This is a genomic window from Streptomyces sp. NPDC056486 (assembly GCF_042795295.1).
Taxonomy (GTDB): Bacteria; Actinomycetota; Actinomycetes; order Streptomycetales; family Streptomycetaceae; genus Streptomyces.
The window spans coordinates 17,177-42,746 of record NZ_JBHTSF010000076.1 but is presented as its reverse complement, the minus strand read 5'-3'; the positions used below and the strand labels follow the sequence as shown (position 1 = coordinate 42,746).

General features: G+C 69.3%; 25 protein-coding genes. 13 read left to right on the top strand and 12 right to left on the bottom strand.

Features of this window, described 5'->3' with window-relative positions; translation table 11 throughout:
• Positions 1-41: 41 nt before the first annotated feature.
• From ACFQ7F_RS26830 to ACFQ7F_RS26815, 4 genes are all read right to left on the bottom strand, one after another.
• Positions 42-1,562, bottom strand: coding sequence for a catalase (locus tag ACFQ7F_RS26830; RefSeq protein WP_383275093.1), 1,521 nt, complete (start codon positions 1,560-1,562; stop codon positions 42-44).
• A 210-nt stretch (positions 1,563-1,772) separates the two neighbouring features.
• Positions 1,773-3,503, bottom strand: a complete 1,731-nt coding sequence (locus ACFQ7F_RS26825) for a thiamine pyrophosphate-dependent enzyme (protein ID WP_383275090.1) — start codon at positions 3,501-3,503, stop codon at positions 1,773-1,775.
• On the bottom strand, positions 3,503-5,122 hold the full coding sequence (locus ACFQ7F_RS26820) for an FMN-binding glutamate synthase family protein (RefSeq protein WP_383275087.1): 1,620 nt from the start codon (positions 5,120-5,122) through the stop codon (positions 3,503-3,505). The genes ACFQ7F_RS26825 and ACFQ7F_RS26820 overlap by 1 nt, the downstream gene beginning before the upstream one ends.
• 144 nt (positions 5,123-5,266) lie before the next feature.
• A complete protein-coding gene (locus ACFQ7F_RS26815; protein WP_383275084.1) occupies positions 5,267-6,094 on the bottom strand; it encodes an alpha/beta fold hydrolase in 828 nt (275 codons plus the stop codon).
• A 78-nt stretch (positions 6,095-6,172) separates the two neighbouring features.
• Between ACFQ7F_RS26815 and ACFQ7F_RS26810 the strand changes: the two genes are divergently transcribed.
• The 7 genes from ACFQ7F_RS26810 to dgoD all read left to right on the top strand — a co-directional run bounded on the left by ACFQ7F_RS26810 (position 6,173) and on the right by dgoD (position 12,738).
• Positions 6,173-6,778 (top strand): sigma-70 family RNA polymerase sigma factor, encoded by a 606-nt coding sequence (locus ACFQ7F_RS26810; protein WP_383275081.1) that lies wholly within the window; start codon positions 6,173-6,175, stop codon positions 6,776-6,778.
• A gap of 477 nt (positions 6,779-7,255) precedes the next feature.
• Positions 7,256-9,208, top strand: coding sequence for an RICIN domain-containing protein (locus ACFQ7F_RS26805; protein ID WP_383275078.1), 1,953 nt, complete (start codon positions 7,256-7,258; stop codon positions 9,206-9,208).
• Entirely contained in the window at positions 9,205-9,828 is a 624-nt protein-coding gene (locus ACFQ7F_RS26800) for a hypothetical protein (RefSeq protein ID WP_383275075.1), read from the top strand. The genes ACFQ7F_RS26805 and ACFQ7F_RS26800 overlap by 4 nt, the downstream gene beginning before the upstream one ends.
• A gap of 83 nt (positions 9,829-9,911) precedes the next feature.
• Positions 9,912-10,133, top strand: a complete 222-nt coding sequence (locus ACFQ7F_RS26795; protein WP_383275072.1) for a hypothetical protein — start codon at positions 9,912-9,914, stop codon at positions 10,131-10,133.
• Between the two features lie 93 nt (positions 10,134-10,226).
• Positions 10,227-10,742: a GNAT family N-acetyltransferase gene (locus tag ACFQ7F_RS26790; protein WP_383275069.1), complete on the top strand. Its 516-nt coding sequence runs from the start codon at positions 10,227-10,229 to the stop codon at positions 10,740-10,742.
• Complete coding sequence (locus ACFQ7F_RS26785) at positions 10,742-11,518, top strand: SDR family NAD(P)-dependent oxidoreductase (protein ID WP_383275066.1); 777 nt, start codon at positions 10,742-10,744, stop codon at positions 11,516-11,518. Before ACFQ7F_RS26790 ends, ACFQ7F_RS26785 begins: the two co-directional genes overlap by 1 nt.
• Before the next feature lie 74 nt (positions 11,519-11,592).
• A complete protein-coding gene (gene dgoD / locus ACFQ7F_RS26780; protein ID WP_383275063.1) occupies positions 11,593-12,738 on the top strand; it encodes a galactonate dehydratase in 1,146 nt (381 codons plus the stop codon).
• Positions 12,739-12,751: 13 nt separating this feature from the next.
• Here dgoD and ACFQ7F_RS26775 read toward each other — a convergent pair whose 3' ends face one another.
• Complete coding sequence (locus tag ACFQ7F_RS26775; RefSeq protein WP_383275061.1) at positions 12,752-13,204, bottom strand: Lrp/AsnC family transcriptional regulator; 453 nt, start codon at positions 13,202-13,204, stop codon at positions 12,752-12,754.
• 112 nt (positions 13,205-13,316) lie between these two features.
• Between ACFQ7F_RS26775 and ACFQ7F_RS26770 the strand changes: the two genes are divergently transcribed.
• Complete coding sequence (locus ACFQ7F_RS26770; protein ID WP_383275058.1) at positions 13,317-13,937, top strand: LysE family translocator; 621 nt, start codon at positions 13,317-13,319, stop codon at positions 13,935-13,937.
• 63 nt (positions 13,938-14,000) lie between these two features.
• Here ACFQ7F_RS26770 and ACFQ7F_RS26765 read toward each other — a convergent pair whose 3' ends face one another.
• The gene (locus ACFQ7F_RS26765) at positions 14,001-14,558 is read right to left on the bottom strand and encodes a GNAT family N-acetyltransferase (RefSeq protein WP_383275055.1); all 558 of its coding nucleotides are present in this window, start codon (positions 14,556-14,558) and stop codon (positions 14,001-14,003) included.
• A 110-nt stretch (positions 14,559-14,668) separates the two neighbouring features.
• Here ACFQ7F_RS26765 and ACFQ7F_RS26760 point away from each other — a divergent pair, with 110 nt between their 5' ends.
• Entirely contained in the window at positions 14,669-15,319 is a 651-nt protein-coding gene (locus ACFQ7F_RS26760; RefSeq protein WP_383275052.1) for a TetR/AcrR family transcriptional regulator, read from the top strand.
• A gap of 100 nt (positions 15,320-15,419) precedes the next feature.
• Here the strand turns inward: ACFQ7F_RS26760 and ACFQ7F_RS26755 are convergent, their stop codons facing one another.
• Positions 15,420-16,037, bottom strand: a complete 618-nt coding sequence (locus ACFQ7F_RS26755; RefSeq protein ID WP_383275049.1) for a TetR/AcrR family transcriptional regulator C-terminal domain-containing protein — start codon at positions 16,035-16,037, stop codon at positions 15,420-15,422.
• Positions 16,038-16,100: 63 nt separating this feature from the next.
• Here ACFQ7F_RS26755 and ACFQ7F_RS26750 point away from each other — a divergent pair, with 63 nt between their 5' ends.
• Positions 16,101-17,567 carry an FAD-dependent monooxygenase gene (locus ACFQ7F_RS26750; RefSeq protein WP_383275046.1) on the top strand — a complete coding sequence of 489 codons (1,467 nt, stop codon included), beginning with the start codon at positions 16,101-16,103 and terminating at the stop codon, positions 17,565-17,567.
• A gap of 124 nt (positions 17,568-17,691) precedes the next feature.
• Here the strand turns inward: ACFQ7F_RS26750 and ACFQ7F_RS26745 are convergent, their stop codons facing one another.
• Both ACFQ7F_RS26745 and ACFQ7F_RS26740 read right to left on the bottom strand, forming a co-directional pair.
• Positions 17,692-18,294 carry a response regulator gene (locus tag ACFQ7F_RS26745; protein WP_383275043.1) on the bottom strand — a complete coding sequence of 201 codons (603 nt, stop codon included), beginning with the start codon at positions 18,292-18,294 and terminating at the stop codon, positions 17,692-17,694.
• Positions 18,291-19,427, bottom strand: coding sequence for a sensor histidine kinase (locus tag ACFQ7F_RS26740; protein ID WP_383275041.1), 1,137 nt, complete (start codon positions 19,425-19,427; stop codon positions 18,291-18,293). Before ACFQ7F_RS26740 ends, ACFQ7F_RS26745 begins: the two co-directional genes overlap by 4 nt.
• Before the next feature lie 206 nt (positions 19,428-19,633).
• Here ACFQ7F_RS26740 and ACFQ7F_RS26735 point away from each other — a divergent pair, with 206 nt between their 5' ends.
• Both ACFQ7F_RS26735 and ACFQ7F_RS26730 read left to right on the top strand, forming a co-directional pair.
• Positions 19,634-20,518 carry an ABC transporter ATP-binding protein gene (locus ACFQ7F_RS26735; protein ID WP_383275038.1) on the top strand — a complete coding sequence of 295 codons (885 nt, stop codon included), beginning with the start codon at positions 19,634-19,636 and terminating at the stop codon, positions 20,516-20,518.
• Between the two features lie 37 nt (positions 20,519-20,555).
• Positions 20,556-21,275, top strand: coding sequence for an ABC transporter permease (locus tag ACFQ7F_RS26730; protein WP_383275035.1), 720 nt, complete (start codon positions 20,556-20,558; stop codon positions 21,273-21,275).
• A gap of 24 nt (positions 21,276-21,299) precedes the next feature.
• Here ACFQ7F_RS26730 and ACFQ7F_RS26725 read toward each other — a convergent pair whose 3' ends face one another.
• A complete protein-coding gene (locus ACFQ7F_RS26725; RefSeq protein ID WP_383275032.1) occupies positions 21,300-22,079 on the bottom strand; it encodes an NAD(P)H-dependent oxidoreductase in 780 nt (259 codons plus the stop codon).
• A gap of 75 nt (positions 22,080-22,154) precedes the next feature.
• Positions 22,155-23,372 (bottom strand): erythromycin esterase family protein, encoded by a 1,218-nt coding sequence (locus ACFQ7F_RS26720; protein ID WP_383275029.1) that lies wholly within the window; start codon positions 23,370-23,372, stop codon positions 22,155-22,157.
• 58 nt (positions 23,373-23,430) lie between these two features.
• Here ACFQ7F_RS26720 and ACFQ7F_RS26715 point away from each other — a divergent pair, with 58 nt between their 5' ends.
• A complete protein-coding gene (locus ACFQ7F_RS26715; protein ID WP_383275026.1) occupies positions 23,431-24,162 on the top strand; it encodes a TioE family transcriptional regulator in 732 nt (243 codons plus the stop codon).
• A 120-nt stretch (positions 24,163-24,282) separates the two neighbouring features.
• Here the strand turns inward: ACFQ7F_RS26715 and ACFQ7F_RS26710 are convergent, their stop codons facing one another.
• Positions 24,283-25,539: a cytochrome P450 gene (locus ACFQ7F_RS26710; RefSeq protein ID WP_383275023.1), complete on the bottom strand. Its 1,257-nt coding sequence runs from the start codon at positions 25,537-25,539 to the stop codon at positions 24,283-24,285.
• Between the last annotated feature and the right edge of the window lie 31 nt (positions 25,540-25,570).

The window sequence follows — 25,570 nt, the reverse complement described above, 5'->3', positions numbered from 1 at the left end:
GCCGCTGCCTTCTCAGGCAGCGGCCGACGGGCGCAGGTGGTTCAGGCCTTGTCCTGCATGCTGCTGCGGGCCGGGTTGGCCTGCTCCCCGGCCTTGGGGTCCTTCTCGTCCGCCTTGGCGCGCACACCCTGCGCAATGCGCTCACCGATGGACTTGTCGATGTTCGACCAGTACTCGAAGGCCCTGGCGAGCACGGGCTCGCTCACCGCGTTGAGCAGGTGACCGACGACGTTGTCCACGAGGCGGTCGCGCGCGGCATCGTCGAGGACCTCGCGGACCATGGTGCCCGCCTGGCCCCAGTCGTCGTCCTCGGCGTGATCGACGTATGCGGCACGGGTGATGTCGCCGTCCGCGTACCAGCTGGGCGGGGCATAGCGGCTCGTGTCGGCCGCCGGGCCGCCCTTGGAGTTCGGTGCGTAGACCGGGTCCTGGGTCTTGTTGTACGCCATGGCTCCGTCTTTGGAGTACGTGCGCAGGGGCGCGACGGGAGCGTTGACCGGCAGCTGCTGGTAGTTGCCGCCGATGCGGTGACGGTGTGCGTCGGCGTAGGAGAACAGCCGCGCGAGGAGCATGCGGTCGGGGCTGGGGCCGATGCCCGGGACCAGGTTGTTCGGCTGGAAGGCCGCCTGCTCGATCTCGGCGTGGTTGTCCGTGGGGTTGCGGTCCAGGGTCATCTTGCCGACCTCGACCAACGGGTAGTCCGCGTGCGGCCACACCTTGGTCAGGTCGAACGGGTTGAAGCGGTAGGTGGCCGCGTCGTCGTACGGCATCAGCTGCACGTGCAGGGTCCAGCTGGGGTACTCACCGTCCCGGATGTGCTCGAAGAGATCCCGGGTGTGATAGTCCGTGTCCGCCGCGGCCATCTGGTCACCCTCGTGCTGGGTGAAGTGCTCGACGCCCTGATCGGTCTTGAAGTGGTACTTCACCCAGAACCGCTCACCCTGGGCATTGATCCACATGTAGGTGTGCGAGGTGTAGCCGTTCATGTGACGCCAGGAGCGCGGGATGCCCCGGTCACCCATCAGCCACGTGACCTGGTGGGCGGACTCCGGCGAGAGGGTCCAGAAGTCCCACTGCATGTCGTGGTCGCGGAGGTTGTTGTCCGCCCGGCGTTTCTGGGACCGGATGAAGTGCTGGAACTTCATCGGGTCCTTCACGAAGAAGACCGGGGTGTTGTTCCCGACCATGTCGTAGTTGCCCTCGGTGGTGTAGAACTTCACCGCGAATCCGCGCGGGTCACGCCAGGTGTCCGGGCTCCCGCGCTCGCCGGCGACGGTGGAGAACCGGGCCACGAGGTCGGTCCGGGTGCCCGGCTGGAAGAGGGCGGCCTTCGTGTAGGCACTGACGTCGTTGGTGACTTCGAAGTGCCCGAAGGCGCCGCTGCCCTTGGCGTGGGGCTGCCGCTCAGGGATCCGCTCCCGGTTGAACTGCGCCATCTGTTCGATCAGATAGGAGTCCTGCAGGAGGATCGGCCCACCGGCGCCGACGGTGAGCGAGTGCTCATCGCTCTCGACCGGAGCTCCGGCGTCCGTGGTGGTCGCCTTACCTGTGACGTCGCTCATGGGTGACGAGTGCCTTTCGGTGGGTGATGTTCTCTGCGCCGCAAAGGGGTGGGGAGGGCCCGTCTCTTGCTCGGCGGATTCGGCGTTGTATCAGCGTCGAGTCCATCTTGCGGCTTTTATTCACATGTAGCCATTTGCCAGAGTCCGAGTGCCCGACTTCGCGCCGCCGATACGTGGCGAGCGCTTCCGATTCCGCTCAGTGGTCTCTGATCAGTGGCCGTTGGGGCTTGTGAGGTTTTCGCGGATCTTGGCGATGGCGAAACCCCAGCCCTGCTGGACGGTCGGCTTGCCCGGCACCGCGATCTCCTCGGGGTTGGTGAGGACGTCCAGAAGGACAGGACCCGGTGTGGCGAAGGCCCGGCCCACTCCCTCGGCGAGGTCCTCGGCCCGGTTCACCCGGATGCCGGTGATGCCGATGGCCTCGGCGACCGCGGCGAAATCCGGGTTGTCGAGTTCGGTGCCGAACTCCGGAAGGCCCGCCTGCTCCTGCTCCAGCTTCACCATCCCGAGTCGCTGGTTGTCGAAGACGACGAGCTTCACCGGCAGTCGCCGGCTGCGGATGGTCATGAGGTCGCCCAGGAGCATTCCCAGACCGCCGTCGCCGCAGAAGGCGACGACCTGCCGGTCGGGGTCCAGGAGCTGCGCGCCGATCGCCTGCGGCATCGCGTTGGCCATCGAACCGAGGTTGTACGAGCCGAGCAGGCGGCGGGACCCCCGCATCTCGACGAACCGCGAGAGCCAAACGGTGGCCATCCCGGTGTCCGAGGTGAAGACGGCGTCATCGGCCGCCAGCGTGTCCACCGCGGCGGCCAGCGCTTCCGGGCGTACGAGGTGATCCCGGTTGTCGAAGGCGGACCGCACCTTGCCGATGAGCCCTCGGTCGTGCCCGGGTGCGGCAAGCCGCTGCTGTCCCTCCTGCCACTTGACGAACTTCTCCCGTGCCCCGTCCAGATGGTCGCGTTCCGTGCGCCGCCCAAGACGATCGAGGAGCCCCCGCACCGTGGGGCCGACGTCGGCGGCCAGGGCCACGTCGACCGGGACGCGCCGGCCGATGTGCTCGGCGACCCGATCGACCTGCACGACCTTCTTGCCCTGCGGATACCACTCCCGGTACGGAAAGTCGGTGCCGAGCAGTAGCAGGGTGTCCGCGTGGTCCATCGCGTGCGAGGCGGCCGGGTTGCCGATGAGCCCTGTCTGGCCGACCTGGTAGGGGTTGTCGCCCTCGAAGCCGTCCTTCGCCTTGAGGGTGAGCACCATGGGCGCCGCGAGGCGCTCCGCGAGGGCGAGGACGTCCTCGCGGGATCCGCGCGCTCCGCGGCCGACGAGCATGGTGACCTTGCCGCCGTCGGAGAGAGTGGCGGCCGCCTCGTCAAGGGCTGGATCGTCGGGCCGGTTGGCGGACTCGGCGACGGAGAGCCGGGTCGGCCGGTCCTTCGGCAGCTCCTGGTCGCCGATGTCGCCTGGGATCGTCAGTACGGCCACACCGCGGCGCCCGATCGCATTGCGCACGGCGATCTCGACGAGGCCGGGCATCTGCTCCGGGGAGGTGACGGTGGCGCGGAAGACGGCGACGTCACGGAAGAGGAGGTCGTTGTCGACCTCCTGGAAGTAGTCGGTGCCGACCTCGGCGAGCGGCACCTGGCCGGCGATGGCGAGCACCGGGGTCCCGCTCTTGGCGGCGTCGTACAGCCCGTTGAGCAGGTGTACGGAGCCCGGTCCGACCGTGCCCATGCAGACCCCGAGGGTCTCGGTGAGCTGGGACTGGGCGCCGGCGGCGAAAGCCGCTGCCTCCTCATGTCGGCAACTCACCCATTCGACGGAACCGCTGTCGCGGATGGCGTCGGTGAGGGGGTTCAGAGCATCCCCCACGACGCCGAAGACATGGCGTACTCCGAGTTCTTCCAGGGCGTCGATCACGACGCGGGCAACAGTGCGGGCCATCAGGTGTTCCTCTCGATGAATCGGGGCGTTCGCTGTCCCATCGCAAAGGTGTCCGGGTCCGCCGCCTGCCAGTCGGCGGCCCAGCTCTCGGGCGGTGCGGCGAGCAGTTCGCCGGGGGACAGCCACTCGTACAGTTCGGCGTAGGACCGGAACCGGCCGTGGTCCTCGCGGCGCCGCAGGAGATGCGGGCCGAGGTCCGCGGCGTCGCGGACGCCCATCGCGGCCATGATCTGCAACGCGCTGTGGACGGTGCTCTGCTGAAAGCGCGTGACGCGCTCGGCTTTGTCCACGACGTCCAGGGCGCGGGCGCGGTGCGGGTCCTGGGTGGTGACGCCGGTGGGGCAGTGGTTGGTGTGGCAGCGCTGGGCCTGGATGCAGCCGACGGCGAACATCATGGCGCGGGCCGCGTTGGTGTAGTCGGCGCCCATGACGAGGCGCTTGACGATGTCGGAGCCCGTCGCCACCTTGCCGCTGGCGCCGATGTGGATCCGTTCCCGCAGTCCCGTGCCCGTCAGGGCTGTGTGCACGGTGATGAGGCCCTCGGTGAGCGGTGTGCCGATGTGGTCGGCGAATTCGAGTGGCGCGGCGCCCGTGCCGCCCTCCGCGCCGTCCACCACGATGAAGTCGGGGGTGATCCCTTCCGCCGCCATGGCTTTGCACACGGCGAGGAACTGGGTCCGGGACCCGGGGCACAGCTTGAAGCCCACCGGTTTGCCGTTCGCCAGTTCCCGCAGCCGGGCGAGGAAGCGGACGAGTTCACGAGGGGTGGAGAAGGCGCGGTGGTACGGCGGTGAGACCACCGTCTCGCCCTCGGGTACACCCCGCACCGAGGCGATCTCGGCGTTGACCTTGCTGCCGGGAAGGACGCCTCCCATCCCCGGTTTCGCGCCCTGCGACAGCTTCAGCGACACGCAGCGCACGGCAGGGTGGGCGGCCTTCTCGGCGAACTGCCGCGCGTCGAAATCTCCGTCACGGGTGCGGCAGCCGAAGTAGCCGGTACCGATCTCCCAGACGAGGTCGCCGCCGGGCCGCAGGTGATAGTCGGACAGGCCGCCCTCGCCGGTGTCGTGCGCGAACCCGCCGCGTGCCGCGCCCGTGTTGAGCGCCAGGACGGCGTTGGAGGAGAGCGAGCCGAAGCTCATCGCCGAGACATTGAGGAGCGCCATGTCGTACGGCTGGGTGCAGTCGGGGCCGCCGATCCGGACGCGGGGCGGTTCGTCGGGCACTTTCGCGGGAGCCATGGACGGCACGAGAAACTCGTAGCCGCGTTCGTCCATGTCACGCTCACTGCCGAACGGTTCCTCGGCATCGACACCCTTGGCCCGTTCGTAGACGATGCTGCGGGTGTCGCGGTCGTAGGGCCTGCCGTCGTAGTTGCGCTCCACGAAGTACTGCTGGAGCTCCGGGCGCAGCGTTTCCATGAGGAACCGCAGATGACCGAGCACGGGGTAGTTCCGCAGTACGGAGTGCCGTCTCTGGGCCAGGTCGTACACCCCGGTCAGGGCCGCGGCCACGAAAGGAGCCCCGGCGAACCACCACCACGGGGATGCCAGGAGGGCAAGCAGTGCACCGCCCACTGCGCAGGCCATCAGCAGGCCCACCATTGCGAAACGCATCATGGGCCCCATCTGACCCGAATTCAGTCGGTCATACATGCCCACGGCAGACGACCGGCCGATGCGCATGAGGTGGACTGGGGCCTCAGGGGAATCAGGGGTCTCAGGGGCTCAGCAGGGGCTCAGGGCCTCGGGGACCTGGAGGGCCTACTCCAGGAACGCCGCAGTGGTCGCCACGAACTGTTCGGCGTCGTCGAGCCAGGGATAGTGGCCCGCTGCCGGTTGCACCACGAAAGTCGCATCAGGGAGCAGCGCCGCGAACTCGGCCACCTGCTGAGGCGGGCTGTTCACGTCGAACTCCCCGGCGAGCAGCAGAGCGGGTGCCTCGAAGTCCGCAAGGCCCGAACGGGTGCTCTCCGCGTCGAAAGCGCCCTCTGCCGCGAAGCCCGCGACCGCTTCCTCGTTGCTCGGCCGACTGGCCGCATGGTGATGCCGGGCGGCGGTGTCCCAGCGTCCGTAGAAGAAGGGGCTGATGGCCTCCCAGTCCGTGCCGGCGCCGTCGATAATCGCCTCCAGGGCGGCGAACGCCTGCGGGAACCACGGCTCGTTCTTGCGCGACTGCGCGAGCTCACGCCGCATCTCACCGGTGACCGCCACTCCGACGGCTCGGGTCCCGGGGCCGATCAGGGCGAGCTTGCTGACGTTGCGCGGGTACCGGGCCGCGTACTGCGTCGCGATGTTCGCACCGCCGGAGTGGCCGAGCAGGTCCATCCGGGGGAGTCCGAGGTGGTCGCGCAGGGCCTCGACGTCCTCGACGAGGCGGTCACACCGGTAGGAGGAGGGGTCTTCGGGGATCGCGGACCGGCCGGTGCCGCGGGTGTCCAGGACGATCAGCTGCCGGTGTGCGGCCAGGCCACCGAGGTCGCCGAGATAGCGGGAGTCCGCGGGACCGCCGGGGACGCACACGACTGGGTCGCCGTCTCCCTGCAGGCGGTAGGCGAGTCGGGTTCCGTCAGATGCGGCGTAGGTGGGCATGACGCGGATCCTGGCAGGCATAACCTAGTTATACAACCCGGTTATGACGGCGGGGTCGCCGGACTGTATAACCGAGCCATGGCAGGTAAAGAGGACACTCATCAGAACTCCGGGGCGCTGACCGAGGAGCAGGCCGAGCGGATGCTTGCCGGCATGAACGAAGTCATCCGCGCGGGCGAGGAGATGCGGAAGCTGCGCGCGGAGATGATCAAGCTGTTCGCCGACTTCGGCTGGACGCAGGACAAGATTGCCGAGCTCGCGGACATGAGCCAGCCCGCCGTGTCCAAGCAGATGACGAAGTACAAGCAACCGGGCGACCGGCCGCCCCCACTGAAGCTCCACCTCGACCAGCGAGACCTCCCATGGCTCGAAGGGCGACTGTGGGGCCTTGCCGAGGAAGTCTCGGGGACCTTGGACGACAGTGCCCGTTGCACCCGGTACGTCAACGCCCTCACCCGGGGGAAGAAGCGCTTCACCCCCCAGAACGTCGACGAGCTACGGCGTCTCCTCGAAGAGGACCTGAGGCAGCATCAGGCGCAACTGCCGGGCAACTACCGGGACGCGTACGACGAGATCAGCCGCGCTCTCGACCTCCCCGCGAACGTCACCGCCACCGGCTCGGCCTCCGTGCGTCGTGCCCTCGCCCATGAGATCCAGCGCGATCGGCTCGGAAGTAACGCCTGACCGACGTCTGGCCGACGCTGCCGCTCCTCGGCAGTGTGATGCGCCGTGAGACCGCCCCGAAGAAGATCGCGCTTGCCGGATTTCGAAAGCGGGTGCGAGTACTGCCGGTAACGCCGGTGTTCCTCTCTCGTGTCGAATGGAAATCGTTCGAACTTCTTGTTTCCCGCGAGTCGGCTGTGCGAAGGTAAGCGTCCTCGCGCTGAGGTAATGGACAGGCCCGCTTTTCTTGTTCGCGATTTCGTGCCGATCGACCCAAAAGGTCTTCAGTCGGCCGTACGCGGACAGTCTCGCGGTTTGCTGATCCATTTCCCTGCCTCGGCGAGTCCCTGGTATGCACCAATCGGCCGCCCGCTTTTCTGTGGGTGCGATTTCCGTGCGCCGTCTTTCGGCTTGGAAGGAAAGGGCTCCGTGCAATCCCCCCACCCCCCGCGCCCGACCCACCCGCCTCGCCCCGGTGTGAGCCCCGGAGAATCCGACATGAGTCTCGCCGCCCGACTGCGAGACCGGTCGGAGGGTGAGTCGGACCAACCCGTCGCGCTCCTGCTCGCGCGGCACTGGCAGGCGACGTACGACTACTCGGCCATCTGCCTTGCCGCTCGGTCCGGTTCGGCCTCGATGGTCGCCACGGCATCCTTCCATCAGGCGCTCGAACACATGGCGCGCAGCGAGCCGGGCGGGGCCCTGCGTCCGTACCTCCTGGTGACCGTCCGCGAGACGGTCAGAGGATGGTCAGTCGACAGCCGTATATCCGCCTTCATGCCGGAACTTCGCAAACCGACCGGTGGACGCGGCATGCGGGCGGCAACCTCCATGACGTCCGAAAAGCGAAAACTCGCCGCACGCTCCTTCTGGGCTCTTCCGGGGGTCGCCCAGTGTTTGCTGTGGCACACCGAGGTCGAGGCCGAGCACATATCCATACCGGCCGGTTTGTCCGGCTTGAGTGCCGACCTCGCGGCCGACGCTCTCGACCAGGCGCGTGAACAATTCCGGGCAGGCATCGTGCGCGCTCACCGGGAACTCGCGCCGACCGAGAAATGTCCCCTCTACAATCGTCTCCTCGATGTCACGATCCGACGGGGCGGCGCCTTACTGCCCGACGTACTGGAGCATCTGTCGGGTTGCCGCCACTGCAGTGACGTGGCGGATCAACTCGGCCATGTCGAGCGCAAGTTGGGCACGCTTCTCGCCGAAGCGGTACTCGGCTGGGGCGCCCGTCGCTATCTGGAGTCGCGGCCCGGGCGCGGGGGTGCCGCGACACGTGCCGGTGGGGCCGCCGTGACGCGTGGCGCAGGAGCCACCGGGCGTGGCGGCAGACACTCGGGCGGCAGTGGGGGGCGCCACCGTCCCCCGTCACGCATCCCCCTGCCGGGCGGTGCGCTCGGGCCGACACGAACGAGATCCGGGGCGCTGCGGGCCGGAGCAGCCCTGGGCGCCGCCGCGCTGCTCGCGGCCGTGCTCGTCACCACCCTCTCGTCGGGTGACGGCGGCAGCGGCGGGACCGTGCCGCCGACCGGTATGGCCGGAAGCCATGGAACCCCGCCGAGCGCGGATCCCGGGGAACAGCAGCCGCCCGCCGGCTCTTCCGCTCCCACCTCCGCGGGCTACCCCGGCAGGTCCGACCAGGGCAGACTGCGCAACGCGGCGGCGGACCTCTGCCTCGCCGTCCGGGGCGGCAAGGCGGAGCCCGGTGCCGGGACGAAGCTGGCCAAGTGCTCGGCGAAGGCGAGCCAGCAGTGGTCGTACGAGGAGAGCGGACTGCTGAGCAGCGTCACCCGCCCCGAACTCTGCCTCGATTCCCACGCGGAGAGCGGCGTGATCGCCCTCCGTACATGTGTGGCGCCCTCGGCCGCGCGTGCCGATGAGGTGCGCTACGACCTGACCCTGCTGGGGGAGTTGCTTCCGCGCTGGCACGAAGGTCTTGCGGTCGCGCCCTCCACCTTGCGCAAGGGAGCGGATGTCGTGGTCAAGGTCCGTGACGGATCCGCGAGGCAGCGATGGATGCTCGACTCCTCGACGGCGGCTCCGGATTCCGGGTCGATCCACGAAAAGGGTCGCCCCTCCGTGAAGGGCGCATCTGACGCACCGCGTACACACGGCTCCGACTGCACCGGCTCGACCTGCGCCCCCTCATCGCCCGGCGAGCGGAAGTCGGCGCCGAAGCGCGACGGGGCGAAAGGTGACGGTAGGCAGCCCTCGCCGGACGCGACCCGGCACGATGGTGTCGAAAAGCGGTACGCCGAGGTCGGCTGCTGTGACGGGCCCCCGCCGGTCGTGCCGGAGCGCCCCGATGATCGCCTCCGCTCTCCTGCGGTACGAGGCGGAGTTCTGGACGGAGAGCCTCGGCGCGAGGGTCTGATGGCGCGTGAGATGGCTGCACGGGGGGTGCCCAATGAGGGGGGAAATCCCCAGGTATTCAGATCGACCACATGACCAGGACCACACCGCCGCGGCCGCTGGATGCCGAGTCGCTCTTCCCGGAGCTCGCCGCCCGGGGCACCACCACCCGACTGCACCCGAGGCCGGGGAACCCCGATGCGTCGGCCAGTTCCGTGGGTGGGCCGATGCTGTGGCCGGCGGACGAGCCGTGGCCGGTGTGCACCCAGACCCACGGCCGTGAGCGGGGCCGACGTCCTGCGGACATCCACCGGGAGCGAGAGATCCTGGCCGACGCGTGGGGGCGCGCACCGTTCTCAGGCCCCACGGAGGAGGAAGGGCAGCTCCTGCACGAGTTGAGCCGCAGGCACCGGATCCCCGGCGTCTGCGACACCGATCCGCTTCCGTTGATCGGCCTTGCGCAGCTGCACCGGCGGGACATCCCCGATCTACCGGCAGGACCGGACGGCCGCGACCTCCTCCAGGTGTTCTGCTGCCCCTACGACGCGCACGGACCGAGCCGGTACGAACTGCTGCTCCACCTGCGCTGGCGCAGGTCGGCGCCGGGCTGCTGCCCGATGACCTGTGCGACCGGATCTACGCCAGGGAGGAGGCACTTGAAGAAGAGGCCGAGCAGCAGGAGGACGCGGACGAGGACGCGAACGCGGATGAGCTGATCCGCTACCAGTACGACCTGTCCATCCCACCCGGCTGGCGCGTCGGCGGCTTCGCGTCCTGGCACACGACCGACCCTTCCCCCATGGACTGTCAGACCTGCACCACCCCCATGGAGCTGCTGCTGACCATCGACAGCTCCGAGTGGGACGGCGGCAGCGGAAGTTGGAAGCCCATGGAAGAACGAGCCCTCCCTGCGCACCCGTCGGCCAGGCCCACCGAGGTCGTCGTGGGCCGCGCGGGCGAACTCAACGTCTTTGCCTGCCCCGCCGATCGCGGCCACCCCCACCGCTGGAGCATCCAGTAGTCACTCCAGTCACTCCAGTCACTCCAGTCACTATGGTCATTCCGGGTCTCGGTTGCCTGGCGGCGGGCCCGGCGCCGGTGGCAGACTGCGCCGATGATTGACGACCTTCCTGGTGGACTGACAGCACGGCACCTTACGGAGGAAGACCATCTGCGGGTGCTCGCGGTGGTCGACGCGTGGTGGGGCGGTCTGAAGGGGCAGGCAGGGGCGTTGGAACGTGCGCTGCTCCTGCCGAGGCTCTACTTCCAGCACTTCACCACCACCAGCTTTCTGATCGAACGCGACGAGGAACAGCTCGCGGCCTTCTTGGTCGGCTTCCTGTCGCAGACCGAACCCGACGCCGCCTACGTGCACTTCGTCGGCGTCGATCCGCAATTGCACGGGCAGGGCATCGGGCGAGCCCTGTACCGCGCCTTCTTCGCTCTCGCCCGATCGCACGGCCGCCGCTACGTGCACTGCGTCACCAGCCCGCAGAACACCGCATCGCGCTCCTTCCACACCAGGCTCGGCTTCACCGTCTCACCCGTGAAGCCGAACTACGACGGCCCCGGACTCGACCGGGTGGCTTTCACCATCGACCTCGCCGCGCATCCGGTCCGTCCCACGTGATGCCCGCGAGGGAGGGGGTGTTGGCGGCAGCGTGTTCGGTGGTGGTTAATGGTGTGGGCGGGGGAGCCAACGGGATCGGGGCGGCTACGGCCCGGCGACTTGCCGCGGAGGGTGCCGGGGTGGTGATCGCTGATGTGGATGTCGAGGAGGGCGAGCGCACCGCGGATGCCATCCGTCAGGACGGCGGGCGTGCGGTGTTCGAGGCGTGTGATGTGGCCGAGGAAGAATCGTGGGCGCGGGCGGTGGCGGTCGCCCGCGCCCGCTTCGGTCCGGTGACCGGGCTGCTCAGCAACGCCTACACGGTGTGCGGCGGCGCGGCCGACGCGATCGAACCGGCTGACTGGAACCGGCAGTTGTCCGTGATGCTGACCGGCGCGTTTCTCGGCGTCCGAGCCTGCCTCGACGACCTGCGCGCCACGCGGGGCGCGGTGGTCCTGGTCTCGTCCGTGCACGCCGTGATGGGTCTGCCCGGACGTCCCGCCTATGCGGCGGCGAAGGCGGGCCTGACCGGTCTGGCGCGCCAGCTCGCGGTGGAGTACGCACCCGGCGTAAGAGTCAACGCGCTCCTGCCGGGGCCCATCCTGACCCGGGCCTGGGACACGATCGGCGCCGACGACCGGGCCGGCAGCATCGAGCAGACACCCGCGGGCCGGCTCGGGCGCCCCGACGAGGTCGCGGCGAGCGCGGCGTTCCTGCTGAGCGATGAGGCGTCCTTCGTCACCGGGGCCAGTCTCGTGGTGGACGGCGGCTGGAGCGTGTACAAGACGTCCGCCTGAGCCGAGCCCCCCCGGCCCCGACACATGACATCTGCCATCCGCCATCTGCCGTGCCACTCAAGGAGGTTCACCCGATGAAGATCACCCGTGTCGAGACGTTCTCCATACCGCCCCGCTGGCTGCTGTGCCGCGTGGAGACCGACGAAGGAGTGGTCGGCTGGGGCGAACCGGTGGTCGAGGGGCGCGCGGCGACAGTCCGTGCGGCCGTCGGCGAGCTGGCCGAACTCCTCATCGGCAAGGACCCGTCGGGCATCGAGGACCACTGGCAGGTGATGACAAAAGGGTCCTTCTACCGGGGCGGCCCTGTTCTCTCCAGCGCGGTGGCCGGGCTCGACCAGGCGCTGTGGGACATCGCGGGCAAGCGGCTCGGCGTGCCGGTGCACGTGCTTCTCGGCGGTCCGGTCCGCGAGCGGGTACGCGCCTACAGCTGGGTGGGCGGTGACACCCCTGCCCATGTCACCGACCATGTGGCGGCCCAGGTCGAGGCGGGCTTCACCGCGGTCAAGATGAACGCGAGCGGCCGCATGAACCGCCTTGCCACAGTCGCCGACATCGACGAGATCGTCACCCGTGCCACGGCGGCCCGCGAAGTCCTGGGCACCGAGCGGGACTTCGCGCTGGACTTCCACGGCCGTTTCCACGCGGCGAACGCCCGCCGGCTGCTCCCTCACCTGGCCCCGCTCGCGCCCATGTTCGTAGAGGAACCGCTCCTGCCGGAGTACGGCCACCTGCTGCCCGACCTGGTCGCCTCTTCGCCCGTGCCGATCGCCACCGGCGAGCGCCTGTTCTCGCGGCAGGACGTGCTGCCCGCGCTGCAGGCCGGTGTCGCGGTCCTGCAGCCCGATCTGTCCCACGCGGGAGGCATCTCCGAGGTCCGTCGCATCGCCTCGCTGGCCGAGACCTTCGACACCCTCATCGCGCCGCACTGCCCGCTGGGCCCCGTCTCGCTGGCCGCGAGCCTGCAGATCGCCGTCAGCGTGCCCAACTTCCTCATCCAGGAACAGTCGATCGGCATCCACTACAACACCGGCGCCGACGTCCTGTCCTACCTCGCCGACACCGAGGTGTTCCGCTTCCACGAGGGCCATCTGCTGCGTCCGACCGGACCGGGGCTCGGCATCGACATCGACGAGAAGGCGGTGCGCGCGGCCGACGACAGTCAGGCCGACTGGCACAACCCGGTGTGGCGGCACGAGGACGGCTCGTTCGCCGAGTGGTGAGGCTCCTCGGGGTTCACAGGGGCAGGGCGCGCTCGTTCACCACGTGCTTCATGACGAGCGTCGAGCTCAGGCGCTGCACGCCGGGCAGGGTGGCGAGCTTGTCGTCGTAGAGCCGCTGGAAGGCGGGCAGGTCCTTGCTGACGATGCGTACGAGATAGTCGGGATCCCCGAAGAGGCGCTCGGCCTGCAGGATCTCGGGGATCTCGGCGAGGGCGTGCTCGAAGTCGGCGACGGTGTCGCGGTCCTCCTGGCGCATGGTGACGAACACCAGCGCCTCGAAGCTCAGGCCCACGGCGCTCGCGTCGAGGATCGCGCGGTAGCCGCGGATGGCCCCGCTGCGTTCGAGTTCGCGCAGCCGACGGTGGCAGGGGGAGAGGCTGAGCCGCACGCGGGCCGCCAGTTCCGTGACCGTCAGACGGCCGTCTTCCTGGAGCTCGGCAAGAATCTTCCGGTCCACATCATCCATGGGGTAGATCCTGCCACTGTGGCTGCTCCAGCTGGCAATACTTGGAAACACCTTTGGGCATATCGGAACTAATCTCCTTCTCGGAACCTGCTTGAGAGGGAGAAAGTACGTCGTGGCTGTCAGCTCCATAACCGCCTTCTGGGCGGTCTCAGTCCTGCTCATCCTCGTACCGGGGGCGGACTGGGCCTACGCGATCAACGCCGGCCTCCGCGACCGGTCCGTAGTACCGGCCGTCAGTGGCCTTCTGCTCGGCTATCTCGCGCTGACCGCCGTGGTCGCCGCCGGGGTGGCGGCGGTCGTGGCGCGGACACCGTCCGTCCTCACCGCCCTGACCGTCCTCGGCGCCCTCTACCTGGTGTGGCTCGGCGCCACGACGCTGGCCCGGCCCGCCGTCGCCGGGACCGCTTCGCAGGACGCGGAGAGCGGGGCGGTGGGGGCCAGGGTCCTCAAGGGGGTGGGGATCAGCGGACTCAACCCCAAGGCGCTCCTGCTCTTCCTCGCCCTGCTGCCGCAGTTCACCGCCCCGCACGGCGGCTGGCCGCTCGCGGCGCAGATCGGCACGCTCGGACTTGTGCACACGCTCAGCTGCGCGGCGATCTATCTGTGCGTGGGCGTACTGGCCCGCACCATCTTGCGGGCACGCCCCGCGGCCGCGCGCATGGTCACCCGCGTTTCGGGCGCCGCCATGATCGTGATCGGCGTACTGCTGCTCGCGGAACGCCTCGCGGCCTGAGGCGAGTACGTGGCTTGAGGGGAGTACGTGGCCCGAGGGGAGTACGTGCCTGAGGCGAGTGCGTCACGCGGCGTTCGGCTCGCCCCGCCACTCGTGCGCGAGCAGCGACCAGACTTCCATGTCGTGGCGAACCCCCTTGTACAGGGACTGCTCGCGCAGGGTGGCGTCCAGGTGCATGCCCATGCGCCGGGCGACGGCACGGCTGCGGGTGTTGCCGGCGCTGTTCCACCACTCGACGCGGTGCATGCCGCGCTCGCCGAACGCGTACGCGATCAAGTGCCGGACCGAGGCACTGATCAGGCCGTGGCCCTCACCCGCGGGCTCGGCCCAGACGCCGATCTCGCAGTTGCCGGTCTCGGCGTCGAACCGCACGAACATCACGCCGCCGATCAGCGTGCCGTCCCGCCAGATCCCGTAGATCCGTCCGGAGTCGGCGGCCTGCTTGTCCGCGTAGTTCTGGAGGGTGGCGCGGGCGGACTCCAGATCGGTGGAGCGGGAGGCCCACGGGATCCAGGGGTCGGTGTTGGCGCGGGCCCGGTCGATGTGGGCCAGGAACTCGGTGTCCTGCCAGGGCTCCAGCATGCGGAGCTCGGCGTTCTCGGTCAGCGGTATGGCATACATGGCTGGTCCTATGCGGTTGTCCGGCTGGGTGCGCGCGGTGTCAGGCCCAGCGCATCCAGGTACGTGGCACTCAGGTACGTAACGAACGTTGGGTATGTACTCTAACGGCTATGACGCCGCCAGCCCGTACCGACCATGACGCCCGCAGGACCGAGGTCTCCCAGGCGGTGTGGCGGGTGCTTGCCGCCCGCGGTTTCGGCGGGCTCACCCTGCGCGCGGTCGCCGCGGAGATGGGGGCCACCACCGGGCTCCTCACGCACTACTTCCCCAGCAAGCGGGCCCTGCTGAGACACGCCCTCGAGGTACTCGACCGGCGCTCGGCCGATCGCCCGCGCCCGGCGGCGGAGCAGGCCGGGGAGGCGACCGGGCTTGTGATGCTGCGGGCGACGCTGCTCGACATCCTCCCGCTGGACGACGAGAGCGCGGCGAGCAACCGGATCTGGGTGGCTTCCTGGGACGTGGCGCTCGCCGACCCGGATCTTGCCCAGGAGCACGCCGAGCGGTACGGCCGTGCGCGCGAGCGGATGGCCCGGCACATCGCGGACGCCAAGGAACTGGGCGAACTGCCGCCCGGCCCGCGGACCGAGGACACCGCGGCGGCCGCCCAGAGCTTTGTGCTGGGGCTTGTCGTCCAGGCGCTGTTCGCGCCCCGGGAGTTCCCTGCCGAGCGGCAGATCGCGCTGGTCGACGAGTACGTGGCACGGCTGGGCGCCGGAGGTGCCCAGAGGGAGCGAGCCGCAGGCGAAGTCGCCGACGCTTGATCTCCTTGATCCAGAACATCCGCGCGTGGGTCTCCCGCGAGGACGGGCCGGGGCCCTCCGCCGAGAGTGGTGAGCCCGGCCGTTGGGGCGCCGTTGCGTTTCACACCCCCAGGATGCGGGAGAGTCCGTAGTCGAAGCGCTCGTCGAAGGAGGTGTCCTCGAAGTGCGCGGCGGCTCGGGACAGCGAGGGGTATTCGCCCGTGTCCAGCTGTCGTGCGAACGCCGGACCCATCGCGTCAGGAAGCGCCTGTTCCTCCTGAGCCAGCCCCAAGGCGAAGTAGACAAGGCTCCAGCCGGTCCAGACCGCCTCGCGTTCCGCGAGACCGCCGGCCAGCAGCGCCTCGGTCATCAGGTCGGCGAAGCGGAGTGTGGCGGGTTCGGCGGCGTACGTACCGGCCACGATCCTGGCCCCGTCCCGGTGAGCCAGCAGGGCGCGGCGGTAGCGGTGGAGCAGTTCGCGGACCCGTGGTTCCCAGGGCTCGGGCAGTCCGTCCACCGGCGCCTTGGCCACGATCGCGTCCGCCATCAACTCCGACAGGCGCGCCTTGGTCTTCGCATGCCAGAGCACTGTGTTCATCCGGACGCCGAGCCGGTCCGCGATGCCGCGGATCGAGAGCCCGTCCGCGCCTTTCTCCTCAAGGAGTTCCAGGGCCGTTCGCACCACCGTTCCGGGGTCGAGCCGAGTCCGGGCGAGATCCTCCGCTTGCTTCTTGGTCACCGACCTAGTCTACTGGGCGCACCCCGTCTTGGTCACTGACCAAGAGAGTCTTGAGGAGCTGCCATGGAGCACGAGCACGTAGTCATCGCAGGAGGCGGCCCCACCGGGCTGTGGCTGGCCGCCGAACTGCGGCTGGGCGGGACACCCGTCACCGTCCTGGAAACTCGCCGCGAGCGGGATCCCCACTCCAAGGCCCTCACCATCCATCCGCGCACACTGGAGGCCCTGGCCACCCGGGGCGCGCTGGAGCCCTTCCTCACGGAGGGGCGGCGCATCCCCAGCGGCCACTTCGGCGGCCTTGACGACCGGATGGACTTCGGGGTCCTCGACACCCCCTACCCCTTCACACTCGCCCTGCCGCAGGCCCGCACCGAGGAACTGCTGGAGGAGCACGCCGATGCGGCCGGAGCCAAGATCCGGCGCGGGCACCAAGTGACCGGACTTACCCAGGACGAAGACGGGGTGAGCGTCGAGGCAACCGGCCCCGATGGCCCGTACACACTGCGCGCCGACTACATCGTCGGCTGCGACGGCACCCGAAGCACCGTGCGCGAAGCGGCGGGCATCGACTTCCCCGGCAACGACGCCACCACCTGGGGCTTCCTGGGCGACGTCGTCCTGGACAACCCGCCACAGGAAACGGTGCTTGCCGTGTCGGGCCCGACCGGCGGCGTCATGATCGTCCCGTTGCCGGGCGGCATCCACCGGATCGTCGGCGGTGACCCGGACAGTACCGGTACCGGCTACCCCGGCGAACTCACCCTCGACGGGCTGCGCGCCAAGGTGACCCGCATCGCCGGCACCGACTTCGGCATGCGTGACCCGAGCTGGCTCTCCCGGTTCGGCAACGCCACCCGCCAGGCCGCCGAGTACCGCAGGGGCCGCGTCCTCCTCGCGGGCGACGCGGCGCACATGCACTACCCGGCCGGAGGCGTGGGCCTCAACGTCGGCATCCAGGACGCCACGAACCTCGGCTGGAAACTGGCCGCCACAGTGGCAGGCACCGCCCCCGCCGGACTTCTGGACAGCTACCACTCCGAACGCCACCCGGTCGGCGCCGACCTGCTGCTCAGCACCCGCGCCCAGACGGCGCTGATGAACGCCTACTCGGCGGAGGGCCAGGACCTGCGCGCGCTCCTGAGCCAACTCATCGCCACCGTGCCCGAGTTCTCCCGAAGCCTGGCCGAACGGCTCTCGGCACTGGCCGTCACCTACCCGGGCCCCGCACACCATCACCCCCTGACCGGTCACCGCGCACCCAACCTCGAACTCACCGACAGCACAGACCTCTTCACCCTGCTCCGGACCGGCCGCCACGTCCTGCTGCACTTCACCGGCACCCCGGCACCGCCCTCCACCCCGCACATCGTCACGCACACAGCACACCGGCCCGACCCACGCCCCGCCTGGTCCACGGTGCGTGCCGTGCTCATCCGCCCCGACGGCCATGTCGCCTGGGCGAGCGAACAGCCCGACGCCGAAGCTCTGCGGGCCGAGGCGCACGCGGCGGTATCCGCGACCCACCGCTGACCAGGACGCCGTCGATGTCCACGGCCCCCGGCCGTCGGCAGCCGGACGGTTCGCACCGGCCAAGACAGCCCCTGGCACCCTCTGTCCCGTAGGCCCCGTCCTGTCCCGTAGGCCCCGTCCTTCTCTACAGCCAGTCGTGCTCACGCGCGTAGCGCGCCGCGTCGTGCCGGGTCCGTGTCTGGGTCTTCTGCATGGCGTTCGAGAGGTAGTTGCGTACGGTGCCCTGCGCCAGGCGGAGGCGGGTGGCGATATCGGCGACGGAGTACCCGTCGCCGGTCACCCGCAGGACGTCGATCTCCCGGTCGGTGAGCGGGCAGTCGTCGACGACGGCGAGCGCTGAGACATCCGGGTCGACCCAGCGCTTGCCCTCGTGCAAGGTGTTGATGACCGTCGTGATGTGCGCGGGTTCCGCCGACTTGCTGACGAATCCCTGGACTCCGAGCTTCAGGGCCTTGCGGAGCACCCCGGGCCGTGCATGGCGGGTCAGCATGAGGATCACCTGGTCCGGCTGCGCACGGCGGATCTCCGCGACGGCGCCGAGTCCGTCCACACCGGGCATCTCCAGGTCGATGACGAGCACGTCCGGCCGGTGCCGCAGTGTGGCCTCGACGGCCGATCGGCCGTCGTGCGCTTCGGCGAGCACGGTGATGTCACCTTCGAGCGGCAGCAGCGCAGCCAGGGCTTTGCGGAGGAGGGCCTCGTCGTCGGCGAGCACCACGCTGATCATCGGTCGTCCTCTCGTGCCGCGGAGTGCGGATTCGCCGAGCGGAGGGAGGGGAACTCCGCAGCCGTGAGGAAGCGTCCGTCCTTCTGCTCCACCGTCAGCTCGCCTCCGCTGTCGCCCACTCGTTCCTTGAGCGTGGCAAGGCCGCCGAGTTCGGGAAGGGGAGCCTCCCGCGCGCCGTCGTTGACGATGGTGATGCCCGACTCCGACAGAGTGATCCGCACCCGCGTGGCTTGGGCGTGGCGCAGGATGTTGGTCGTCGTCTCGCGCAGGACCTGGCCGAGCAGACCGTTGACCCTCTCGTCGGGGTCGGTCTCACGGTTGACGCGCACGCGGATGCCCGCGGCTTCGAAGAGGTTCTTCGCGTTCTCGAGCTCCACGGACAGATTGAGCCGCCGCTGGGCGTAGGCGAGCTCCTTTGTCTGGGTGATGGTGTCGCTGACCAAGGCGCGCACCTCCCGCAGTTCTTCCTCCACGCGTCCGATGTCGCTGCGCAGCAGCTTCTCGGCCAGGGTGATCTTCAGCTTCACCACGTGCAGTGTGTGGCCCTGGATGTCGTGCAGATCGCTGGCGAAACGGATGCGTTCGCGGTAGACGGCCAGCTCCGCCTCGTGTTCCCGTGACTGCTCGATGACCTCGTAGAAGCGTTGGTTGGCGAACATGAGGCCGGTTGCCACCACCATGATTCCCGTGGGGAGGAGGACGTACCGGATCAGGACGCCGGCGACATCGGCCGGTGATTCAAGGAGCTTCGCCGTGCCCACCGCGGCGACGAACGCGCTCAGTGCCAGGGTCGCCGGGACGCGGTGGCGGCGGGACAGCTGGGAGATGAAGTAGGGGCCCACGATCGTGATGCCGTAGAACGCCGTGTGGCTGTCGGTCACCAGCACTCCGAGCAGCCATACGGCAGCGGTGATGATCAGGCAAGGGAGCACGACGCGGGAGGTGTCACCCGCCGTCCATCGCTCGATGACCACCAGGGCCGCGACCACCCCCAGGGTCAGGAGGGCGCCCTCCCACCACGACCTGGCATCGACCGCCACCAGAACCGCCCCCACGGCAGCGAGCGGCGGGATGATCATGGCGAGGTTGATGCCGCGCAGCCGTCCCTGCGTCGTCTGGGCGTGCTCGGGCATCTTGTGATGTCTTTCCGGGATCAGGTTCGGGATCGGGTTCGGGATCAGGTTCGGGGTCGGGCAGCAGAGTCTGCCCCGCAATATTCCCCCGGCTCAGAGGGCGCCACCAGTGACACCGCGTCATGCCTGCACCCTAAGAAATGTCATGGCGCGGTGGTGACACCACGCCCCTGCCGGGCGGGCGTCACGACGGCTGAAATCGAAGCATGACCTCGACACCAGTCATCGACGTCGCACGCCTGAACATCAGCTACGGCGACTTCCACGCAGTGAAAGACCTGACCTTCCAGGTGAACAAGGGGGAGCTCTACGCGCTTCTGGGCACGAACGGGGCCGGGAAGACCTCGACCCTGGAGATCATCGAAGGCCACCGCACGGCCACCTCGGGCACCGTGCGGGTTTTCGGGCGCAGCCCGCGCGACCGGCACGCCGTGCGGCACCGGATGGGCATCATGCTGCAGGAGAGCGGATTCTCCCCGGACCTGACGGTGAAGGAATCGGTCCGGCTCATCGGCACACTCTCCCGGCGCGAGGACAGGGCCGAACGCGTGCTCAGCATCGTCGACCTCACGCACAAGGCGGGCACCCAGGTGTCCCAGCTCTCCGGCGGTGAGAAGCGGCGCCTGGACTTCGCCACCGCCGTGTACGGGAACCCCGAGCTGATCTTCCTGGACGAGCCGACCACCGGCCTGGACATCCAGTCCCGGGACGCTCTGTGGGACGCCGTGGACAAGCTGCGCGAAGACGGATCCACCATCGTGCTCACCACGCACTACCTGGAAGAGGCACAGCAGCGCGCCGATCGCATCGGGCTCATGCACATGGGCGCCTTTCACCAGGAGGGGACCGTCGCCGAGCTGACGCGGACACTCCCGGCCGCCATCCGCTTCTCCCTTCCTGCCACCGCGCCGGAGCCACCGCTGCAGGCCACACGCGAGATGGACGGGGGGTTCGTCGTCAAGACCTTCCACCTGCAGAAGGACCTCCACACCCTGCTCGGCTGGGCGGACGCCAAAGCGGTGGAGCTCGAGGAACTCCAGGCCGGACCGACGCGGCTCGATGACGTCTTCCGCGCCATCGGCAGCGCGTAGCCCACTGCCGGACCTTCCCAAGAAGAGGACCTTCACGATGCTCTCCATCGCTCTGAGCGAGCTCATCCAGATCTTCCGGAACCGGCTGGTTCTGCTCAACAGCTTCATCATTCCCGTAGCGGCCTGCGCGTTCTTCGTCTACAAGCACGAAACCTTCGCGGACCTGCGCAGCCTCGGATACATCGCGGCGGTGGTGATGTTCACCGTGACCGCCTTCGGGCTGTACGCCAGCACGGTGACGACCCTGGCCTCGCGCCGTCAGACCCTCTTCCTCAAGCGGCTGCGCTCCACCCCGGCGAGCGACGCCGGTATCCTCTCCGGCCTCGTGCTCCCGGTCACCGTCCTCGCACTGGTCCAAGTGACCGTGATCCTCGCGGTGCTCGCCGCCGTCGCCGGAGAGCCGGACAACGTGCTCCTTCTGACGGCGGCGGTCCTCTCCACGGTGGTCATGATGCTCGGCCTCGGCCTTGCCACGGCGGGACTGACGAACTCCCCCGAGCACGCCCAGGTGACCACGCTGCCGGTCAGCCTCGGCGCCATCGCCGTCACGAACTGGGTGGCCATCACCGGCACCGAGGAACTCACCCTGCTCAAGCGGCTGCTCCCCGGCGGCTCGGCCACCGAACTGGCCCTCAACGCCTGGAACGGCGGCGTTCCCGTGGCGGAGTCCCTGCCGCTGCTGCTGCCCACACTGGGCTGGGTCATCGTCTCCGTGGCCCTGGCCTCCCGGCTCTTCCGCTGGGAGCCGCGCCGCTGACCTCCTCGTCCCTGAAAGGGCGTGTCAGCGCGTTGCTGTTCGTGACCGGTGTGCCGCGACACCTGTGAGGTCCGGCTCGATCTCCGGGTGCAGGACGAGCGCGTCGTCGTAGTCGCCGTCGTGCTCGTGACGGTAGGGGAGTGGCGCGGTGACCGGCAGCGTGCGAAGCCGGTCGCGCAGTTCGGCTGCGCGGGCGCGGTAGCCGGCCTCGTCGAGCCGGTCGGCGCCGTAGACGACGTACGGCGGGAGTGCGTCCATCCCCGTGTACCAGAAGGTGCCGTGCAGCAGCGGGAAAAGCACCTCGTCCAGCTGGCCGTGGATCCCGCGCGCCCCGAATCCCGACTCCCGCGCGCCGACCGTGGTGATGACCATGGCGCGCTTGCCCGCGAGTCCGCCGTCCCCGTAGCGCAGGGTTCGTCCCCGGTGGTCCTGGAGCCCGAAGGCGAAGCCCTGTACGAGCACCCGGTCGAACCACCCCTTGAGGATGGCGGGCGGCCCGAACCACCACAGCGGGAACTGGAACACCAGCGCATCGGCCCAGGCGATCTTCTCCTGCTCGGCGGTGATGTCGTCCGTCAGCTTGGCCGCGCCGTAGGCGTGTTCCTGCTCGGCGCCGACCAGGAGCCGGTCGACCGTTTCGCGGTGGAAGTCGCCGGAGTCCACCACGGGTTTCCAGTCCATGGCGTAGAGATCGGACTCGCGGACCTCGTGCCCGAGGTCACGCAGTTCCTGTATCCCGTCGTCACGCAAGGAGCCGTTGAGGGACTGCGGTTCGGGGTGTGCGAATACCCAAAGAATCTTCATGTCATCGATCCTCCGCCGCGGCCCGGCGGGGGACGAGTGGCCAGATGGCCAGGGAGTGCAAGGATCTGGCCAGCGTCAGCTCTGCGGTACGTCCTTGACGAACACGATGCCGTCGATGTCCGCCAGGTGCCCCGGATGGAGCGGGGCGTAGCCGAACCAGGGGGATACGCGGGGCGCGGGCGGTATGTCGGCCAGGGCGCTGGCCAGCCGCGGGGCGTCGATGAGGCGGCGGTCTTCAGGGAGCGCGTACAGGAGTCCTTCGACGGTGTCCGGCGGTGGAGTGTCCACTCCCTGGTGCCGGATCGTGCCGAGCGCCGTGGCCACGAAGGCGTACTCCTGGCCGAGCCGGGCGCTCACCAGCGCGCCGGCGCTCCACCACTCCAGCGGCACCCCGCCCATCCGCATCGAGCTCTTGGGTCGCTGGAGATGGGCGTTCTGGGCGTGGACGAGTGCCGGGCCCCGCTCGGCGAGAGCGAGGAGGTTGTGGGCCATCATCTGGTCCCGGGTGCCCACAAGGCGGGTCATGCGCGCCGTTGAGGTGTCGGCCATCCAGTGGTGGTAGCGCAACAGGCCGGTGGCGGTACGCCCGTACAGCCGCGCCCGGTCCCAGTGCTCCCGCGAGGCCGTCGCGAGCAGGTGCGGCGTCTGCTGGTCGAGCAGTGCCACCAGATCGTCGGCCAGCAGCCGCAGTTGACCGGCCTCGGCCGACTGCCCCACGGACTGGGACGGGTCCATCATCACGGCGGGATCGGTCCACCGGTCGTCGGCGCCGAGCAGGCGGTCGAGTGTGTCCGCGGTACAGGGGAGCAGGTCGGCGTCGACCCGGGCCGCGAGGTAGCTGTGGAGCGCGGCGATGGCCCGGCGGGGGCTCGCGGCGTGGGTGATCTCCAGTGGGCCGTCGAAACCGGCGAAGCGGAGTCGTTCGGACGCGGGCCTGCCGTCGTTGTCGGCGCGGACGTTGTGGGCGCGCATCCAGCGCACGAGCTCGCGGTTGGCAGCGGAGGCGCCCCAGCCGTGGCTGATGCCCTGCTCCATGACCTCGTCGAGAGTGCCGGTGCCCGAGGTGACGTAGTCGTCCACGACCAGGCCCATCATGCAGTCGCTCTCGATCGCGATCGTCCGGTAGTCCTCCTGCTCGACGAGCTGCCGGAAGAGCTCGTTGCGCAGGTCGAGCAGGGCGTCCTCGCCGTGGGTGGGCTCGCCCAGGGCGAGCAGCCGGGGCCGGGCCGGGAGCAGCCTCATGACCGCGGCGGCCTCGACGGCATGGGCGGTGTCTTTGACGTCAGTAGCCATGCCTTCAACGGTATCGTTGAACCTTCGGTTGAAACTTGGCCGCGATATCATCGGCCCCATGGGGAGAAACCTTCAAAGCGGTGAGCGGCTCAGGCCGGTTGACCTGGCGCGCGGGCACGGTCTGTCCACGCAGGCGATCAGGAACTACGAGGAGGCCGGCATCCTGCCGGTCGCCGCCCGCACCTCCCACGGCTACCGCACCTATACGTCGCTGCACGCGGCGGCGCTGTGCGCGTTTCTGGCTCTGGTGCCCGGTCACGGCCACCAGACGGCGACATCGATCATGCGGGCCGTGAACCAGGGCGCGGTGGACGGGGCGTTCCGCCTCATCGACGAGAGCCACGCCCAGCTCCTCGACGACCGGCGGACCCTCCAGGCCGTGGAGAGCGCCCTTCGCGACCTGGAGCCCACCACGGGGCCCGAGCCCACCACGGGATCCGAGCCCGGCGGCACATTCGTCGGGCCGCTGGCGCAGAAGCTCGGAATCCGGCCCGCGACGCTGCGCAAATGGGAGCGCGCCGGTCTCGTGAACCCGCGCCGCGACCCGCGGACCGGATACCGCGTCTACGACGAGGCCGACGTACGAGACGCCCGGCTCGCCCACCAACTGAGGCGGGGCGGCTACCTCCTCGAGCAGATCGCCCCGCTGATCGCCCAGGTGCGTGCGGCCGGTGGTCTTGAGCCGCTGGAGGCAGCACTGGGTGACTGGCACGGCCGACTGTCCGCCCGCGGGCGGGCGATGCTGACCGGCGCCGCGGAGCTGGAGGCGTACCTCCAGAAGCGCGGATGAGGTCTCGGTCGCCGGGCCGACCCGTTACGCGTATCGAGTGGCACCTCACCCTCAAGGTGAGCGTGAGGGTGAGGGTTCATGGGGTGGAGCGGCCGGTGGGCGGAAGAGGCAGGCGCCCGTTCACCAGGTGACCGGCAGCTGGTGCACGCCGTAGATGACGGCGTCGTACTTGAAGGGGATCTCCTTCAGGTCCGTGGCCACCTGCAGGGTGGGGATGCGCCGGAACAGGGTCGGGTAGATGACCTGCAGTTCCAACCGGGCCAGGGGCTGGCCGACGCAGTGGTGGGTGCCCGCGCCGAAGGCCTGGTGCAGGCGGGCGTCGCGGGTGATGTCGAGGCGGTCCGGGTCGGGGAAGACGGAGGGGTCCCGGTTGGCGAGCTCGCCGAGCAGGATCACGCCCTCGCCGGCGCGAATGGTCCGGCCCGCGATCTCGATGTCCTCCAGTGCCGTCCTGCGCCGGCCCAGGTGCACGATGGAGAGATACCGCAGCAGTTCCTCCACCGCGAAGGCGATCACCTTGGGGTCGTCGGTGTCGCGGACGACGGCGAGCTGGTCGGGGTGCTGGAGCAGCAGCAGGGTGCCCAGAGTGATCATGTTGGCGGTGGTCTCGTGCCCTCCGAGGAGCAGCAGTACGCCCATCGCGACGGCCTGGCGGCGGGTGAGCTCGCCGGCCTTGATCTGCTCGCCGAGCTGGGAGAGCAGGTCGTCGCCGGGGCTCGTGAGCTTCTCCGAGACCAGGTGATCCAGATACTGGGCCAGGTTGGCGTGCGCGGCCTGCCGTGTCTCGGGGGTGGCGACGGCGGAGACGATGTCCTTGCTGTTGCTCTGGAAGAAGGCGTGGTCCTCGTAGGGCACGCCGAGCAGTTCGGAGATCACCAGGGAGGGGATCGGCAGGGCGAGAGCCTGGACCAGGTCGGCGGGATTCGGCCCGTCGAGCATGCGGTCGATGAAAGCGTCCGTCATCTTCTGCACGACGGGGCGCATCGCCTCGACGCGTTTGATGGTGAACACCCCGCTGACCATGCGGCGCAGCCGCGCGTGCTCCGGGTCGTCGAGGCCGACGAAGCTCAAGTCGGTCGCGTTGCCCGCGTGCTGATGGGCCGGATCAGGGGCGACAGGGCTGGGGAAGCCGGGGTGGGAGAACTTCGCACTCAGCCGGGCGTCGGCGAGCAGCGCTTTCTGCTCGGCGTGGTCGGTCACCACCCAGGGGGTGCTTTCGCCCCAGGAGCGGACCTTCGTCAGCGGGCCGCGCTGGGCCAGGTCACGCATCTGTGGGGACGGGTCGAACGGGCAGACCGCCGAGCGGGCCGGGGGGAATTCGGGTATTTCGGCCGGGGTGGTGTCCGGGGCGGTGTCTGTGGGGGGCACGCTGGTCATGTTCGTCCTTCTGTGGTGATCGGGAAGTCGC